This window comes from Candidatus Poribacteria bacterium (genome assembly GCA_028820845.1).
Taxonomy (GTDB): domain Bacteria; phylum Poribacteria; class WGA-4E; order WGA-4E; family WGA-3G; genus WGA-3G.
This window is the reverse complement of sequence record JAPPII010000067.1, coordinates 66,120-85,046: the sequence shown is the minus strand read 5'-3', so window position 1 is coordinate 85,046 and position 18,927 is coordinate 66,120. Positions and strand designations below refer to the sequence as shown.

The window sequence follows — 18,927 nt, the reverse complement described above, 5'->3', positions numbered from 1 at the left end:
ATACTTGACTTAAGTCGTCTATTAGCGTATAATTTAACATGAAAAAGCGGATTCAATGAAAGTTATTACGGAACCTCAACCTGGAAATTGAGGCTATAACGATAGGAGGAATTAGGTTGCTGTGGCTTACGGATAGTAACTGAAATCCAACATGATAGAATTTGAACAAGAAGAATTTGAAAACTTACGTGCCAAAATCAAAGTCGTTGGTGTCGGTGGAGCGGGTGGGAACGCTGTCAAACGGATGATTGAAGCAGGACTTACCGGCATAGAGTTTTACGCCGTTAACACAGACCAGCAGGCACTCCTGACCTGCCGAGGGGCTACGCAAATCCAGATTGGTGTTAACACCACTGAGGGTTTAGGGTCCGGAGCTAACCCTGATATCGGTAGAAAAGCCGCTGAAGAAGACAGAGAGCATCTGCAAACTATCGTCGAAAATGCCAATATGGTCTTTATCACCGCTGGTATGGGGGGCGGCACTGGGACTGGCGCAGCGCCTCTCATCGCTTCCCTTGCCCGCGAACGTGGCGCACTTACTATCGGCGTTGTCACTAGACCCTTTAACTTTGAAGGACAGCGTCGCGCAGACCAAGCCGAAGCAGGACTTGACGAACTACGCGCCGCAGCCGATTCTGTAATTGTTGTACCAAATCAACGTCTCATTGACACAATGGACAGGAAACTCCCAATTCGGGATGCATTCCGTATCGGTGACCAGATTCTCCTCCACGGGGTTCAGAGTATTTCTGATATTATCACCGAAGCTGGCGAAATTAACGTTGACTTTGCGGATGTTGAGTCCATTATGCGCGAAGCCGGTAGCGCACTCATGGGAATGGGACGCGCAACGGGTGATAATCGCGCACAAATCGCCGCAGAACAAGCAATCAGCTCTCCACTCCTTGAACAGACCAACATCGCCGGGGCTATCGGGATGATCGTCAACATTACTGCCCCCCCGGATTTCATGATGCATGAACTTGATGAGGCGATGCAGGTCATTAAAGATACCGCCACCGATGCACAAATCATCTTTGGGCTTGTTTACAAAGATGAATTGGAACTCGGAGATGAAGTCCTTGTAACTGTCATTGCAACAGGTTTTGATGCGGATGCGGATGATGTTTTCGGTGCTCAAGACAGAGAATACGGCTCGCGGTATGATGATGTGGAGGCTTATCAAAGGCAGCCATTGTCCCCACAGAAGCAACGTGTACCGACTCCCGGCAGGACCAGACCTGGTGCTGGCAGAACACTACCCAGCAGGTCTGTTGCGCCAGTCCGTGAACGCAGACCAAACGTAGAACCACCAATGGAGCAAGAGGAACAGCCGCCGCAGCCGCGGCAAACCAGATCAGCGCGTGGAAAAGAAAATACACGGCAGCGCGGTGGTACGGATTGGGAAATCCCAGCATTCCTCCGTGTTCAAAAAAGAGGGCAGAACAACAAATAGAAATTACCTCTATATTTTCTTCCTATCAGTGCCGCTTTTTTTAATTAAGTGGGGTTTGTAATCCCCGCGCGTAAGCCTAAAGTAGCCTCGATAACGGGATCGAGGCTACTTCATAGATTGAAATCGCATTGCTTTTTCTTTCTCGGCGCGTCTTTTATTCGCACCCTACTATGCCCAAGGATAACTGTGAACTTACGTCAACATTACCAACATCTCCGTAGCCAAGAACAGGGCGGATATAATAATTTCAGGAAACCGAACAAATTTGCACTCGTCTATCCGAGTACCTATGAACTCGGAATGTCGAGCCTTGGTGTTCAGGTTATCTATGCTACCCTCAACAATCGAGCGGATACCGCTTGCGAGCGTGTCTTTGTGCCTGAATCTCAGTATCTTCGCCAGTTGGTTACTCAAAAAAGTCCGCTTTTCTCATTCGAGACGCAGACAGCACTCAATAGATTTAATATTATCGGATTTTCCGTCTCCTTTGAATCGGACTATGTGAACATCCCGCGGACGTTGGAGCTCGCAAATATCCCGCCACTTGCCGAAGAGCGCACAGAATGGGACCCGCTCATCATCGCTGGTGGTATTAATATCTCTTACAATCCTGAACCCATTGCTGATTTTGTGGATGTCTTTGTTGTCGGGGAGGCGGAGCTTGTCGTTCATCAACTCATGGCACACTTTGACGAGTGGAGGCAACGTGGGGCACCCAAAAGCGAATTGCTTGAAACGCTTGCAACTGTTCCAGGGCTTTATGTACCCAGTTTCTATGACGTAACTTATAGAGATGATGGGACTATTGACGCTGTCTCTCCAAAACCCGGCGTGTCACCGCAGATTCGCGCCGGTGCCGTTCCCAAACTTGATGATGTTGAAACTTGCACACACATCCATACCCCAAATACTGAATTCTCAAATGCCCATCTTATTGAAATTGTGCGAGGCTGCGGGAGACAATGCCGTTTTTGTGTTGCCGACTATGCACGCCGGTGGCCACGGCACCGTTCCGTAGAGAATACCCTTGCCCTTGCAGAACGGGCACGGGGTATTACTGATAGAATTGGACTCGTCGGTGCCTCTATCTCTGACCATCCCGAAATTGATGAAATTGCTTCAGGTCTCGTCGCGCGTGGGTTCCGTATCTCTTGTGCTTCGCTCCGTGCTGAAACCGTCCGTGCCCCTTTGCTCGATGCACTCGCTGACAGTGAACAGGGGACAATCACGATTGCACCCGAAGTTGCAACTGAGGAACTCCAGAAGGTAGTCAATAAGGCGATTCCACGTGAACGTCTTTATCACGTCTTTGAAGAAGCACTGAAACGCGATATTCTCAACCTCCGTCTATATTTTCTTATCGGTGTTCCGCAGGAAACCCCAGCGGATGTTGAGGCTATTGTTGATATGGCGAAGGAGATGCGAACCATATTGCTGCCGCACGCAAAACGGACCGGCAGGATGGCTCGTATCAGTTTTACTATTTCTCCGATGGTGCCAAAACCGCATACGCCTCTCCAGTGGGTAGCGATGGAATCCCCCAAAACCATTGCCCGAAAACTTGACTTTTTGAAACGCGAAATTAACCGTCTCGGTAGCATAAAAGTCGGATCCGCAAGTGCAAGACTCGCACACCAAGAAGCCGTTTTCGCACGCGGCGATCGGCGACTCGGAAAGGTTATATTAGAACTCGCACGCGGGACATCATGGAACCAAGCCTTCCGTAAATGCGGGTTGTTACCTCATTTTTACGCCACGCGTGAGCGTCCACTGCATGAGGTCAATCCGTGGGACCACCTCGACCTCAACGTCAAACCTCAATTTTTACAACTTGAATTCCACAAGCAGGAAAAAGGTTTTATGACCAGTGCCTGTGACACAACCGTCTGTAAAAAGTGTGGTGCTTGCTAATTTCTCGTGCTGCACCGCTTAACCTTGCTGAATCCGATTTGCTATCTGGTAAATTTTAATGTTTTCTTAGGAGGAATTCACTATGGGCAAATTCAGACAATTTATAGGAGTGTTTGTTACAATATTTGTGGTGCTAACCTTTACGGCTCCTTTGTATGCAGGGTTAGATGATAAATCCCTCGTTTTATACCTCTCCTTTGATGAAGGGAAGGGAGGGAATGCTGCAGACGGTTCTGTACACGGTCATGACGGTGAGCTTATCGAGGATCCCGCGTGGGTAGATGGACAGTTCGGCAAGGCTTTAGAGTTTGATGGCACGAAGCAACAATACGTCATTGTGCCTATCAACGACACTTTACAATTAAGAGAAGAATTCTCTGTCGCTTTCTGGGTTAAGCGGGACAAAGCCCAAATTCGAGATTGGAATTATATGGTGGCTGCTGGAAGTTTGAAATGGGCAACGATTTTTCAGAATGCCAGCAGTAATACTTTTTTCTGGTCAACATCGGGTGGTGCGTGGGCACAGAAAGCCGTCAGCGACGATATTCAACCTGAAGATTGGGTCCATTTGGCAGTCACACACGATACCGGATCAAAGGTCACCATCTACAATGACGGGAAAGTAGCCGGTGGTGGTGCTAAACCGCCGCCTGTTGATGAGATTGACGGTTCTATTATGGTCGGTGCTCGCCATCCCGGTCAAGAATTTTTCACTGGGATCATTGATGAGGTATTTCTCTTCAACCGGATTATCACCGATGCGGAAATCAGCGACATTATGAACGGCGATTTCCTACCCGTTGAACCCGCAGAGAAACTCACAACGACATGGGGGAGTATTAAAGCAGATCGCGATTAGTTATTCGCATACCGCTGTTCGCGATTCGCGTACCGCTGTTCGCGTCTTTTGTACCACACGCCAAATGCCCGGGGAATGCCACACGGCATTCGTACCCCGGTGAAGCCCACACGGGCTTCATACCGTTGATTTCATGCCATAAGGCATGAATACCGTTGATTCTGATTTACGCGCATTTGGCGTTGATTCCTGTTAGTCTGTGTCGGACAGTCTGCGGTCTGCGGTTCGCTATCCGCTTATCGCGATTTGCGGTAGACGGTTCGCGGGAAACGGAAGCGTATGTTGAAAATTATTTTTATCATATATCTTCTCTTCACCACTTTTGAAATCTCTGCCTTATCTAATCCCTCACCCGCTGAAAAGCATTATCAGAACGCCTCCGCTTATCACGCTATTGGCGAGTTTGAGCAAGCCGTCGCCGAGTACAAGAAAGCCATCGCTCTTGCACCAAAATCTCCTGTCTTTTATAACAGGCTTGGTATTGCGTATTCTGAACTGAAGCAGTATGAGGCCGCGCTTGATGCCTATCAGACGGCGTTGGCATTATCTCCTATGACGGCTGAGCCACACTATAATGTTGGACTCGTTTACCTCAAGAAGGGGAGCCTACCTGACGCTACTGAGGCGTTTAAGCGAGCGATTGTCGTCGATTCAGAATGGGAGGATGCTTATGTCGGACTCGGTGAAGTCCACTTGAAACAAGGGGATTTTGAACAGGCCACCCTTGCCTATAACAAAGCCATCCGTCTTAACCCGAACGATGCTGGCGCAATTTTAGGATTGGGTAAGGTTTATCTTAAACAGGATCACTTAGATGAGGCAATTACTGCCATTGAGAAGGTGATCGAAATTCAGGTTGATAATACAGAAGCACACTACCAACTTGCACAGGCATATATCAAGCAAGGCAAAAAAGAGAAAGCCGCCTCAGCGATGGGGTTTTTCAAAGTCCTCCGGCAGACAGATCCGCTTCTACAGGAAGCCGAGATGTGGGTAAAACGACATCCTAATGACGCAAGAGGCTATAACAATCTCGGTATCGTTTACCTTGCCCGCCATCGCTTTTCGGACGCAATTGCGAACTATAAGCGTGCGATCTCTCTTGATCCAGCCTTAGCCACTGCGCATTACAACTTGGGGCATGCTTACCATAAACAGGAAAAAATTAAGCTCGCTATCGCAGCGTATCGAGCCGCACTCGCTATTGATACCACACTCGCCATTGCGCATAATAATATTGCTGTCTGCTATATCGAATCAGAATCTGACCTTGATAAAGCCCTGCTTCATGCTCGAACAGCTATCCAACTTGCCCCTACTGAGGCTAACTATTGGGATACACTCTCCCAGATTTGCCACCTCCTTGGATTGGAAGATGAAGCGCGCCATGCCCGTGAGAAGCAGAAGGAACTTTCTCAAGAAGAATGAGATACCTCTGTTACATTCTCTTTTCTTTTAACTTTATCCCTTACATCTCTGCCGAAGTCCAATTCCTTGACGTAACGACCGCTGCAGGAATCAACTTTCAGCATGTTGATGGCAGAACCGGTGAGAAGTATCTCATTGAGACCCTTGGCTCCGGCGCACTCTTTTTTGATTTTGATACTGATGGGCACCTCGACCTTTATATAGTCAATGCTACGCATATCCCGCCGCCGCTCGACGGAAAAGCCAGTCAAATAGAAGAACTTCCCGAAAACAAACTCTACCGGAACAACGGCGACGCCACCTTTACTGACGTTACCCACAAAGCAGGGGTTGCGGATACCGGTTACGGTGTCGGATGCGCTGCTGCCGATGTCAACAACGATGGCTATCTCGACATCTACATAACGAACTTCGGACCTAACCGACTCTATTACAACAACGGCGATGGCACTTTTACAGATGTGACACAGAAGGCAGGCGTTGGCGATGAGCGTTGGGGAACAAGCTGCGCCTTTCTTGATTACGATTTAGACGGAGACCTTGATTTGTACGTCGTCAACTATATGAAGTTTTCTATTGCTGAAAACCGATGGTGGGAGACCCGCGGAATCAGAACCTATTGTAGCCCAACAGATCAGATTGCGGGGAGCCATTTTGTCAGTGAACCTGATATTCTCTATCGTAATAACGGAGACAGTACCTTCACCGATGTCACCGAAAACGCAGGTATTTCGCATCGTGCCCTCGGTCTCGCAGTCGCAGTCGGAGATTATGACAATGACGGTTACCCCGACATTCACATCGCTAACGATATGGAAGCCGATCTGCTTTACCACAACAACGGTGATGGCACTTTCACCGAAACCGCTGACCTGACGGGGACAGGTTACGATGGAAACGGTTTCCCGGGAAGCGGGATGGGAAGTGCCTTCGGTGATTACAATAACGACGGCTATCTCGATCTTGTCGTCAGTAACGCCTCTGATTTACCAGTTGTCCTCTATCGAAATGAGGGTGCTGCCTTTTTTTCGGATGTCTCTTTTATCTCAGGAATTGGCGCAGCCACGCTTCCCTATTTTAAATGGGCAGCCGAATTCTTCGATTACAACAACGACGGTCTTCTTGACCTCTTTGTTGCGAATGGACATCTTCAGGAGAACATCTCGCTTTTCTCGGACAGCACGTATCCGCAGTCAGACTTACTTTTCCGCAATACGAGCCAGCAGGACGGCACATATCACTTTACCGATGCTTCTGCCGAAGTTGGTCTCACGCAACTTCCCAGGAAGGTTAGTCGTGGTGCGGCGTTCGGGGACTATGACAATGACGGTGATATTGATGTGTTCCTTAACAACTCCAATCAACCGGCGACTCTTCTCCAAAATGACGGAGGGAACAGCAATCACTGGCTCACGGTCCAACTTATCGGGACACAGAGTAATGTATCAGGTATCGGTACAAAGGTGTTTGTAAAGGCAGGGGATCTATCTCTTTTCAGGGAGGTTCGTAGTGGCGCGAGTTACCTATCCCAAAGCGATCTCCGCATTCACTTTGGACTTGGAGAGAACTTGACAGTTGATACCTTAGACATTCATTGGCAAAGCGAACAGAGGGATCAATTTTCTAATCTAAAGTCAAATCAGATTTTCCGTGTTAAAGAGGGACATGGGTTGATACTTCCGTCCACAAACTGAAAGTTTGTGCTACAAGACCGGACCGCAAACTGCTATTTTGCGTCCGTGCTCATAACCTTTTCTGCTCTCTGCTGGAATTATCCCTCTCCATCCGGAATCTCTGGCCAATTATGTTCCGGTGAATACCCCAATTCCACGTTCCCCGGCTTCCATGCGAAACGAGAATCAGCACGTCCCGCAACGGCGTTATAAGCACCGTACTTTACCGTCTCCGTCTGAATCGCACACGCAACACACTGTGCGACATCTCTCGGATCCACATAAACAAACCAAGGATCCGTCACAACATCAGGAGCTTTCGGACCCGGATTCTGTCCATCACCCGCAATAACACCCGGACGCACATGGATTACGTCCAATCCGTGCGCCTGATGATATGCCGCGCCGATCTGCTCACCGAGATACTTCGCCAGCGAATAGTAGAGATCCCCCGGACCAAACACGAAGTCGTCACCTGCCTCATAAGGCAGTTTTGCACCCGGCGCAGGATGACACGCCGAGATACTGGAGATGTTCACCAGTTTTTTCACACCTTGCTGCACACAGGCTTCTGCTACATTCCACGTCCCTTTCACCATAACATCTGCAAATAACGAGGCAGGTTTACCAGACCGTCCCCGCACCAAGGCAACCAGATGCACAACAACGTCCTGTCCAGCACACGCCGCTTCAATTTCATCAGGATTTGTCACATCCGCCTTGATAAAAGTCGTGTCTGGAAATGGATGCTCGGGTTCAACGATGTCCGTTAGCGTGAGCTGATACGCGCCGCGCAACCGATCAATAATAAATTGCGCCAGGTACCCGCTTGCACCCGTAATTAGAATCTTTTCAATAGGCATCCGTGTCTGTCCTTCCGCGGTTCGCGATTCGCGGTTCGCTATCTGCTAAACAAAAGGGGCTTCCGTCTCGTAAAGCGTAGCGTTATAGCCGACAAGAAACACATCACCCGTTCGCACTGTCGGGGCGCGGAGACTACCGCTGCGTCCAAGCACGGCTTTTAGGATTGATTCTTGAGGGTCTTCCGTTGGCACAAAAGTTTCGACGCGCCTCCCTTTTGCGACAACGATCCGTTCTGCACCGACCATTAATTCCCATACCGCCGCTGCCTCCATTTTCTCTTTTCGGGCATCCGTGCGACTTTCTGGTTGGAGGTTCTTTGTGTCAAGCACCGCTTGCACTTTTTTGCATGAGTTTCAGCCATTCCGAAAATAGATCCAATCTATCATCACAATTCCTCCTTGACCCCTCTTTTGTACCGCAAACTGTTAGTTTGCGTGCCCACTACGCACAAACTGACCATTTGTGCCGCAAGTTCCACATACGTTGAGGTCTTACTATATTTGAACAAATCTACTCGTTCCACGACTCTGGACTGCCGCATCAATGAGTGCAAGTGTCTGAAGCGCGTCAGAAAACGGTGAACGGATAAGTGTTCTATCTCCCGTTTCGATAGCACGCAACCATGCCCCGATTTTGTCTAAATTTGAACTGTCGTTAGAACCCACCGGCTCATTAACAGTTTCACCATTCAGATAACCACGAATCGCGTTCTCTACCATATTTGCTTGTAATCGTAGATGTGGGCCGACAACTTCAACCTCAAAACTGAATTTCTCGGTGCCGCAGTGGTTCATGTGCGTCCCAAAAACCCCGTTGTCTAATTGGTACGTCATCTGGATAGCGTTTTCGGCATCGAATTCCGTGCGTTCCAACGCCATATTCTTTATCGCAAGGGCGTGCGCCTGCAGGGGTTTCGGGTTCCCCATAACGAACCGGGCGCAGTCTAACACATGCACTGCCTGTTCCGGTAGTGGACCCCCGCTTATCTCATACTGCAAAAACCACGGTGCCGCTCTGAAACTCAGGTAATAATCAACTGTGCAAACCGTTCGCACCAGATGCACTGTCTCCGAAGCGATCAACGCCTTCAGACGTTCATAGAGTGGGTGATAACGGAGTTGAAATCCGACAGCAGCGATAACACCCGATTCCTCAATGCAGGCAAGACACTTCCGACCTTCAACCATATTCAAGGCGGGTGGTTTCTCGACCATCACCGGAATACCGCGATCGCACGCCATCCGAATAGGTTCCAAGCGAATAGGGGGTGGCGTTGTAATCACCACTCCGTCCATCTCTACATCAAAAAAGGCACCTAACTCAGTGGTCGCAAGTTCAGCATCCGCATGTGAGGCGAGCTGGCGCGCCGCCGCAAGCCGTAGATCATGGACAGCAACGACGCTCGCGCCGTAGTTGATTATTGCTCCCTGATGATGTCTGCCCATATTACCAGCACCGATGATGCCGATTGCTAACGATTTTTGACTCGTCATTATTTTTTCAAATTTCCCCACGTTGTCGTAAGTTTCTCGTGTGGTTCAACCGCCATCGGGTCTCTGCCCCCGTAAATCTCTAACTCATCAACACGCGCACCGCCATTCGCGCGTATATGGAGGCGCAACCAACGAGCTTCTACATCCTTAAAAGTGAACTCAGTGGTTTCGCTAATCGGATCCCCTTTGTGTGTGTAGACCTTTTCCCATGTGTTCGCATCCGAATCTGGATCCGCTTTCGTGGTCGCCACGAGAATATCGAAATCAACAGTTGTCCGATCCACAAACCCTTGTGAGTGATCGCTACCGAATATGATCCGATTCACATTCGCGACATCGCCCATATCAATCTGCGCCCACCCCGGTATTGCACCGATGATCCAACTCCGGCAGTTATTATAGAAACCGTCGTTGAGGTATTCAGTGCAGTGCCGCCGTGGACACCAGCCTGCTATCTGTGAAGACGCTTCCGCCGTCGCATCTTTCAGGAGTGCCAAGTTCGGTTCATCATCTCGAACCGTCGGCACGAATTCCGGTCCCGGCTTACCACCCGCCTCACAAGCATCCGTTGCCGCTTTGATATCCTGCTCCTTGAATTCGTAACGTCCGAATTTTTCAGGTCCCTTATCTTCTTCGTGAAGTGCGAAACCAGTAGGTATGCCTATTAGCATTACCACTATCGCAATACCGCAATATGTTACCCATCTCATTGGGCATTCCTCCATTTATCTTTTGTTGGTGTGATTTCCAAATCCCGACCAAGAGGTAGTACGTGCTATACATATAGGACTTACGCATGCTGCTCTTTTGTAGCACAAACTTCCCAGTTTGTGGCAGGCGAACGCTGTGGTTTCGGAAAATTCGCATCTCACAGAACGGACTGCAGTCAAAATTGCGTAAGTCCTAACATATTATCACATATCCGAAATTATCTCAAGAAAACCATTTTCGGGTCCTCAGATACCAATCTTCCACCTTTCCGCAGCACAACAAAAAATAATTTGCTTTCTTAACAAATTTATAGTATAATTAACAAGAAACAATCCCCAATGTAAAAAAACAGAATTTGGCTTCTAACTGCACCGATAAACAGGATTTTGTTGTCGCACAAACTGTTAGTTTGTATCCTTTGCGGATAACCTTTAAATCAAACTCACGTTAGGAGAATCCCATGCGATCCCAAGATGCCATTGAGGAACAGTATCGCGAGGCTGCGAATACGCTCGTCGAAAAAGTTCAGAAGGATCCCTATATCCTCGCTGCGATTGTCGCTGGTAGTTTTTCCTATGCGCAGGTCTGGGAAAAGTCCGACCTTGACGTTGAACTCATCGGCAGAGACGCAATTCGTCCCACACAATCCTTCTTCTCCCTCGTCGAAAACGGTGTCAACATCCACGCCAATATAACACCCCGAAAGGCTTTTAAACAGAACATAGAGCGCGCGCAACAAGGGTCTTTCATGCACTCCTATTTCTCGCACAGCACGCTCCTCTTTTCGCGCGATGCCTCTATTGAGGAGTGGTATGATAAAAACGCCGACCGCAACAGCATCGGCGAACGCGATAAGCAGCTCCAAATTCTCAGCGTTGTCGCCAGTACCTTGCCAAGCCTGCTATACGCCGAAAAACAGTTTTACGTCAATCAGGATTGTCTCACCGCTTTTCTCTCCATACTTGACGCAGTCCAAGGATTGGCACGGGTAGAAGTTCTTTTAAATAATCAAATCCCCGCACGCGAGGTCATCCAACCCGCCCTTGAGTACAATCCTGACTTCTTCAACAGCGTCTATACCGATCTCATCAACTGCGAAAAGAATGAATCTGTTATTCAGGGCGCGCTTAATGCAGTTAACGCCTATCTTGATGAACGCCAGTTTATCTTCCAACCCATTCTCGATTATCTTGAAGAGCAGAAGACACCCCGCACTGGCACCGAGTTAAATGCCGACTTGGGACACAATCCACACGGTGAAAGTGAAGAGGAACCAGAATTTGACGAAGAATCACTCGACCTTGTGTGCCAATGGCTCACATGGAAAGGGATCATCAGACAAGTCGCAACCCCCGTAAATCTCACAGTCAAAAGCCAAATCGCCGTCGAAGAACCCGCCTACTACTACGACAGCACCCTTGTAGGAGCGAGTTCCACTCGCGATCCTCGCGATCCCTCTGATCCTGTAGGAGCGAGTTCCACTCGCGATCGCGAAGACATCCACACGCAGATTCACAACGCACTAAATAATTTAACAGACACACTCGAACGGGACCGCTACATCCTCGCTGCCGTTCTCACGAACAACCTCGCCCAAGACAACGTCTGGGAGAAGACTGCCGTTCACATAACATTGATCCTCCGAGACGGCACAAAGTTCAGGCGAAAAGAATTTCAACTCATCGAAGACGGCATCCCGTTCCGGGTCGAACTCTACACCCGCAGCGATTACAAGAAATTATTGGACAGAACACTGCAAGGCAGCCGACTCCATTCAATCCTTGCTGAGAGTCGTGTCCTCTTTTCCAAAGACAGCCTTTTTGCTGTGGACAGCGATGTGAGTTTTCCTGTTGGTGATCCTTCTTGTCTGCAGGTCGGGGACAGAGATAAGCAGTCCCAACTTTTCAATACTGCCGCTAACGTAACAGGCATCCTCGCCAAAGCCGAGAAGTGGTTACACCTCAAACACGACATCGATTATACCTTTCTCTACCTAAAATACGCGATTACGAATCTGGCACGTATTGAAGTCCTCAAACACGGCGAAACCCCCAGGCGCAAGGTTATCTATCAAGCACGCAAACACAACCCAGACTTTTTCAACGCTGTTTTCATTGACCTCATAGACAAACCCAAAACTGAAGTTATGCTCCGCGAGGCACTCGAACGCGTCGATCGGTATTTGGAGGACGATTTGCAGCTCCTATTCAAACCGTTGCTTGACTTCTTAGAGGCATCCGGTGAGGAGCGGACGATCACCGATCTCTACACACATTTCGGCAAACGCGAACTCACCCTTGGCATGGCGTGCGAATGGCTCGTGCAAAAGGAAATTATCGAACAATTCTCCGCACCCGTCCGTCTGACAATGGACAGCCAAGTTTCCGTAGAGGAACCCTCATATTACTTCGACGCAAACAATCCGTTTCTGTGATATGAATAGACACATTCCTTCAGCGGTAGGGTTTTTGCTTGGGGTGTTTTTGCTTGGGTATTTCTGCGGATTTCTTCACGGTTTCTAACCGCACCCGCGCGCATTCTGACGTTGATTCGCTGAATGTCTAATTAATGCTAAGGTTTACCAGAGTCTGGGAATAGATTCTGGTGGATCCTGAAAATAAATACACATGTTCTTCTCGTCGCTGGCGAGGTTTCCTAACCTCGTCGGTGCAGAGTGTCCAATTAATTCTAATACCATTTCTAAAAGTTTATCTCGCATTAACCGAACCCACTCACACCACACCCGGTAGGTGCGGTTTCTAACCGCACCGAGCAGTGCTGAAAAATAGTCAACCTTTTAAGAGGAATTATCAATTAGAATTGGTATTATAACCCCTGACGGCTGACTGCTAATCGCTAACGGCTACTCAAAATGACCCTATATAAATGCATAAAAAAACTTGACATCTATCCAAAAATATGGTATAATTATACTATACTAAAAATAAGTTTGACGCTAATTTTGAAAAACCCACAATAGCCAAAATGTTACACTTTTCGCCAAATTACGTTTTTTGCACACACGAAAAAATCAAAAGAAAAAAGCCTATAAACCCTTACGGCCATTGAGTTTTCTACAGATTAGATAACAGGTTATCAAATGTTAAGTTGTGTAACATTTAGTGTAACATTTTTAACGTAAATCCGACTTAAACAACGCATGAGGCGCGCTGAAATAATTCGTTGCTATTCGACATGTAATAACGTTATAAATTAGAGTGAATTCCGTAATTATATTCGACACTTCTATTGTACCGCAAACTGTTAGTTTGCGGGTCCTCCGAATACCAAGAACCAAAGACCAAGAACCAAGAACTATAATGGAGAGGAGACATGAGACAAACCGTCGCTGTTAAAGGTGCCCGCGAAAACAATCTACAAAATATTGAAGTCGAAATCCCACGGAACCAACTCGTTGTCGTCACAGGGATCAGCGGCTCCGGTAAATCCTCGTTAGCATTTGACACCGTCTATGCCGAGGGACAACGCCGATTCCTCGAATCCATGTCCACGTACGCCAAACGCTTTATCACGCAGCTCAAAAAACCCGATGTCGATTTCATTGACGGATTATCGCCTGTTGTCTCTATCGAACAGAAAACAATCACCATGAACCCGCGCTCCACCGTCGGCACAATGACCGATTTGCAGGACTACCTCCGTATGCTCTTCGCAACCATCGGTGTCGCCCACTGTCCGTATTGTGAAGCCGAAATTCCGATCCGTTCACACCATCAAATCTTAGAGCGTTTGCTTGCATTGCCAGAGGGTTCCGAGGTGGAGATTCACGCACCCGTCTTTAAAATCTACGGCGAGGATTATGATTACCTCTTCGACGACATCCGTACGAAAGGCTGCAGACACGTCAGAATTGACGGGATTGAACACGACATCAGCGAAGAAATCGAACTCGACCCCGACCTCGAATACGACATACAGGTCATCGTTGATAAATTCTTTATCAAAAAAGATATTGACAGACAGGTTCTCGCCTCTCTTGAACATGCCATGCTTGTCGGTGAAGGTTTCATGCGGTTTGATGTCAAATTTCCTGATGATGCCGAAGCGGATGCCGTAGAACTTTTAGAGGACTTCGGATGCCTGAAACACGGCGTACTCATGGCTGAACTTGGACCCCACCACTTCACCTTTAATGAACCGACCGGCGCATGTGTAACCTGTTCCGGACTCGGCACTTACTTACAGGTACATCCGAACTTATTGGTCCCTGACAAGAGCCGGAGTATCGCCGAGGGCGCGTTCGTCCATCAAGCCTTTAACTACGATCCTGATCGATGGGACGGCAGGACAATGTACAGCCTCGCCGCGCACTACGACTTTGACTTGCACATGCCTTTTGCTGACTTGCCCGAAGAGGTCGTTGATATTCTCTATTACGGCACACACGGCGAAGAATTTCCCATCTTACAACCCGAAGGCGGGCGACCCGTCGAAAAACGCCACCTCGGTCGAAAAATCCGTTTTGACGGAATCGCCACCCGCATTGATAGGCACTATCGAAACTATCGAAAACGCGGGGAGGCGCATTCCGGCATGGAAGAGTATCTCCGAAAAGTGATGGTAGAACGCACCTGTCCCGATTGTGATGGTGCGAAACTCAAAAGACAGCGACTCCTCGTTACGATTGAGAGCCAGACAATCCACGAAGTCGGTGAACTCCACTTTGAAGAATTGCGAGACTTCTTATTGAGTATCACAGATATGCCCGAAAAACAGCGGGAAGCAGGAGAGCGGGTCGTCAAGGAGCTTGTTGCCCGAATTAACTTACTCCTCGGCATCGGACTCGACTATCTCAACCTCAATCGGCGTTCCGCGACCCTTTCTGGCGGTGAATCGCAACGTATCCGTCTCTCTACGCAGATTGGCTCCGGATTAATGGGAATGCTCTACGTCCTTGATGAACCCAGTATCGGCTTGCATCCCAAGGACAATGCGAAGATGATAGAGACGCTAAGAAAATTGCGGGACATCGGCAACACCGTTATCGTTGTTGAACACGATGAAAGCACAATCCGTGCCGCCGATCACATCATCGAACTCGGACCAGGACCAGGGGTCCACGGTGGGCATATCGTCGTCCAAGGCGACCTTGAAACAATCCTTGACTGTACCGACTCTTGGACAGGACTCTACATGAGTGGCAGACGTGAAATCTTACTACCAGAACAACGGCGCGACTTAAACGGCAAATTCCTAAGCATCACCGGAGCACGGGAAAACAATCTTAGAGACATCGACATTGATATTCCGCTCGGTGTATTTATTTGCATTACGGGTGCCTCTGGTTCCGGCAAAAGCACACTCGTCAACGAGATTCTCTACAAGAAACTTTATGCACTCTATCACGACAGCCGAACTCTCTACGGCGCACACGATGAATTGGAAGGACACGAACATATAGACGATGTTATCAACATAGACCAGTCGCCCATAGGTCGCTCGCCACGTTCTAATCCTGCAACCTATATCAAATTTTACGATAACATCCGAAAACTTTTTGCCAGCACACCCCTCTCCGCTGCAAGAGGCTACACCGCCTCCCGATTCAGTTTCAACGTCAAAGGGGGACGGTGCGAAGAGTGCCACGGTGAAGGCACCATTACCACCCAACTCCATTTTATGCCGGATGTTGAAGTCGTCTGTCCAACCTGTAAAGGGGCGCGCTACAATGAGGATACGCTTGACGTTACCTACAACGGCAGAAATATCTCCGAAATCCTTACGATGTCAATTGAGGAAGGCGTTGAATTCTTTGCCGATCAGCGGTTAATCCATCACAAGCTGAGCGTCCTCAATCAACTCGGCATGGGGTATCTCCAAATTGGGCATCCCGCCACGATCCTCTCCGGTGGCGAAGCGCAGCGAATCAAGTTGGCAAGTGAATTGGGTAAAATCAAGCGCGGAAAGCATAACCTCTATATCTTGGACGAACCGACCACCGGGCTTCATATCGCCGACGTGCAGAAACTCTTAGACAGTCTCAATCGTCTTGTGGATACCGGACACACTGTCATTGTGATTGAACACCATCTGGATGTCATCAAGACTGCCGATTATGTGATTGATCTCGGTCCAGAGGGTGGACATAAAGGCGGAGAGGTCTTAGCACAAGGCACCCCCGAAGAAATCGCCAACGCCAAAGCCTCTTTCACCGGACAATTCTTGAAGGACTATCTTATCTAACTTCCGTTTTCCCCAAAAATAGGTAGGCGAGGTTTCCCAACCTCGCCACTGACTGCTGACCGCTGATAGCCATTAAAATATTTCCCCTTGCAAAATTAATCCCAAATTGTGTATACTTTATAGCATGAACGACACCCTATTAAGATCTCTAAATGATGTCCAGCGCGAGGCAGTCCAACACACCAACGGACCGCTCCTTATTCTATCCGGTGCCGGTAGTGGCAAAACGCGCGTCATCACACACCGAATCGCTTACCTCATAAAACATCACGATATTTCCCCGTTCCGTATCCTCGCTGTCACTTTTACGAACAAGGCAGCAAATGAGATGAAGGAGCGTTTAGATACACTCGTTCAAGGCAGCGTTGGCCGAGATCTCTGGGTGGCAACTTTCCATGCAACCTGTGCCCGTATCCTTCGCCGAGATATTGAGAAATTAGGTGCGGGGAGAGAAACTAAAAACGTAACCCGACCGGGAGATCACGCCTATACCCGCAACTTTACTATCTACGATACAGGGGAACAAGCCACGCTCGTCAAAGATGTCCTCCGACAACTCAACTATAGCGATAAGCAGTTTCACCCGCGCGCGATCCTTAGCAATATCAGTCGTGCCAAAAACGAGTCTATCTCACCGGCGGACTTCCGAAATATGGCAGACGGCTATTTTGACAGGGTGGTTGCAGAAATCTACGCACTTTACCAAGACGCCCTCCGTCTGAACAACGCCCTTGATTTCGATGACCTGCTTCTCTTCGCGGTAGAGATTTTACGTCAAAATCCAGAGGTCTGTCGGTATTATCAGAACAAATTCGAGTATATCCTTGTTGATGAGTATCAAGATACCAATCGCTGTCAATATGAACTTGTGCAGTTGCTCACTGGAGCGAAGCAGAATATCTGCGTTGTTGGGGATGATGACCAATCCATCTATGCCTTCCGCGGTGCCGACATTAGGAATATCCTCGATTTTGAGAAGGATTATCCGAACACGTGTGTTCTCCGTCTCGAGCAGAACTATCGTTCTACACAAAATATCTTAGATGCCGCGTGGGGTGTCGTCCACAACAATACGGAACGGAAGGCGAAGAAACTCTGGACTGAAAATAACATCGGTGAACTCGTTACCTGCTATGAGGCGATGGACGAAAACGATGAAGCGGGGTACGTCGGAACCCAAATTGAGGATTGGCATACTGAGGGAGTTGATTACAAAGACTTTGCCATCTTTTATCGAACCAACGCACAGTCCCGAATTTTTGAGGAGGCGTTCCGAACCGCGAATATCCCGTATCAGATTGTCGGCGGTGTCGGCTTCTATGACCGGATGGAGGTCAAAGACCTGCTTGCCTATCTCCGTGTGATGTGTAATCCGAGTGATTCTATGAGTCTGAGACGGATTATAAACGTGCCGAGTCGTGGCATCGGGAGTACCACCCTTCAAAGGCTCGTCGATTTTGCGGTTGAAGAGGGCATAACCCTCTTTGACGCTGTCCATCGGGTTGATGAGATTTCCACAATCAACCGCGGACTTCAGGCGAAGGTCCGTCGTTTTGCGAAAATCTTTGATGACCTTGACGCAACGATCCTCCCTGCAGACGCGCTGGATTATGTCCTACAAGAGACCGGGTACCTCAAAAATTTGCGGCAACAAGATTCGATTGAGGCACAGAATCGCGTCGAAAATATTGAGGAACTCATTAACGCCGTTATCGACTATGAACAAAATCACGCCGAACCGACTCTCTCGGACTATTTGGAGAATGTCGCACTCATTGCGGATATAGATACCATGGAAACGGACACCACCGATATGGTAACTTTGATGACCTTGCACAGCGCGAAAGGATTGGAATTCCCGTTCGTTTTCATCGTCGGTATGGAGGAAGGCTACCTACCGCATCAACGCTCGCTCGGTACCCAAGAGGAGTTAGAAGAAGAACGTCGCCTCTGTTACGTCGGTATCACACGCGCAATGGAGCAGCTCTATCTCTTACATGCGACTTCGCGAAGAACGTATCGGGAAATAGAATATCGCACGCAGTCTCGCTTTATCTCCGAGATCCCAGCGCATCTCATCAAGCAGGTTGACCGTTACCGCTCTCCATTCCGTGAAACAACGGGTTTGTATGAGGTGGTTTCTGAAGAAGATTCTCCAGACTACTATGTGGATCAGATTGTTCTTCACCCGAAATTCGGAAGGGGTAAGGTAACGAAAGTCAATGAGACTGGACACGACGTTTATGTTACCGTTCGATTTAGTCGTGCCGGTACGAAACAACTTGCAACTTCTACTGCACCGCTGCAAACCCTATCTGATTCATAAGG

The 18,927-nt window shown here is 48.6% G+C and carries 12 protein-coding genes; 8 read left to right on the top strand and 4 right to left on the bottom strand.

Features of this window, described 5'->3' with window-relative positions; genetic code table 11:
* Positions 1–151: 151 nt before the first annotated feature.
* From ftsZ to OXN25_13810, 5 genes are all read left to right on the top strand, one after another.
* Positions 152–1,456: a cell division protein FtsZ gene (ftsZ, locus tag OXN25_13830; protein MDE0425936.1), complete on the top strand. Its 1,305-nt coding sequence runs from the start codon at positions 152–154 to the stop codon at positions 1,454–1,456.
* 186 nt (positions 1,457–1,642) lie between these two features.
* On the top strand, positions 1,643–3,367 hold the full coding sequence (locus tag OXN25_13825; GenBank protein MDE0425935.1) for a radical SAM protein: 1,725 nt from the start codon (positions 1,643–1,645) through the stop codon (positions 3,365–3,367).
* Positions 3,368–3,449: 82 nt separating this feature from the next.
* Positions 3,450–4,226: a LamG domain-containing protein gene (locus tag OXN25_13820; GenBank protein ID MDE0425934.1), complete on the top strand. Its 777-nt coding sequence runs from the start codon at positions 3,450–3,452 to the stop codon at positions 4,224–4,226.
* A 279-nt stretch (positions 4,227–4,505) separates the two neighbouring features.
* Positions 4,506–5,654, top strand: a complete 1,149-nt coding sequence (locus OXN25_13815; GenBank protein MDE0425933.1) for a tetratricopeptide repeat protein — start codon at positions 4,506–4,508, stop codon at positions 5,652–5,654.
* Entirely contained in the window at positions 5,651–7,348 is a 1,698-nt protein-coding gene (locus OXN25_13810) for a CRTAC1 family protein (protein MDE0425932.1), read from the top strand. The genes OXN25_13815 and OXN25_13810 overlap by 4 nt, the downstream gene beginning before the upstream one ends.
* Before the next feature lie 77 nt (positions 7,349–7,425).
* Here the strand turns inward: OXN25_13810 and OXN25_13805 are convergent, their stop codons facing one another.
* The 4 genes from OXN25_13805 to OXN25_13790 form a co-directional block, all read right to left on the bottom strand.
* On the bottom strand, positions 7,426–8,190 hold the full coding sequence (locus tag OXN25_13805) for an NAD(P)-dependent oxidoreductase (protein ID MDE0425931.1): 765 nt from the start codon (positions 8,188–8,190) through the stop codon (positions 7,426–7,428).
* 45 nt (positions 8,191–8,235) lie between these two features.
* A complete protein-coding gene (locus OXN25_13800; protein MDE0425930.1) occupies positions 8,236–8,529 on the bottom strand; it encodes an ArsC family (seleno)protein in 294 nt (97 codons plus the stop codon).
* Positions 8,530–8,685: 156 nt separating this feature from the next.
* Positions 8,686–9,684: a Gfo/Idh/MocA family oxidoreductase gene (locus OXN25_13795; protein ID MDE0425929.1), complete on the bottom strand. Its 999-nt coding sequence runs from the start codon at positions 9,682–9,684 to the stop codon at positions 8,686–8,688.
* Entirely contained in the window at positions 9,684–10,394 is a 711-nt protein-coding gene (locus tag OXN25_13790) for a hypothetical protein (GenBank protein MDE0425928.1), read from the bottom strand. The genes OXN25_13795 and OXN25_13790 overlap by 1 nt, the downstream gene beginning before the upstream one ends.
* Positions 10,395–10,855: 461 nt before the next feature.
* Between OXN25_13790 and OXN25_13785 the strand changes: the two genes are divergently transcribed.
* The 3 genes from OXN25_13785 (at position 10,856) to pcrA (ending at position 18,925) form a co-directional block, all read left to right on the top strand.
* Positions 10,856–12,829, top strand: coding sequence for a hypothetical protein (locus OXN25_13785; GenBank protein ID MDE0425927.1), 1,974 nt, complete (start codon positions 10,856–10,858; stop codon positions 12,827–12,829).
* An 899-nt stretch (positions 12,830–13,728) separates the two neighbouring features.
* Positions 13,729–16,599, top strand: a complete 2,871-nt coding sequence (gene uvrA / locus OXN25_13780; protein ID MDE0425926.1) for an excinuclease ABC subunit UvrA — start codon at positions 13,729–13,731, stop codon at positions 16,597–16,599.
* A 124-nt stretch (positions 16,600–16,723) separates the two neighbouring features.
* On the top strand, positions 16,724–18,925 hold the full coding sequence (pcrA, locus tag OXN25_13775; protein ID MDE0425925.1) for a DNA helicase PcrA: 2,202 nt from the start codon (positions 16,724–16,726) through the stop codon (positions 18,923–18,925).
* Positions 18,926–18,927: the final 2 nt, after the last annotated feature.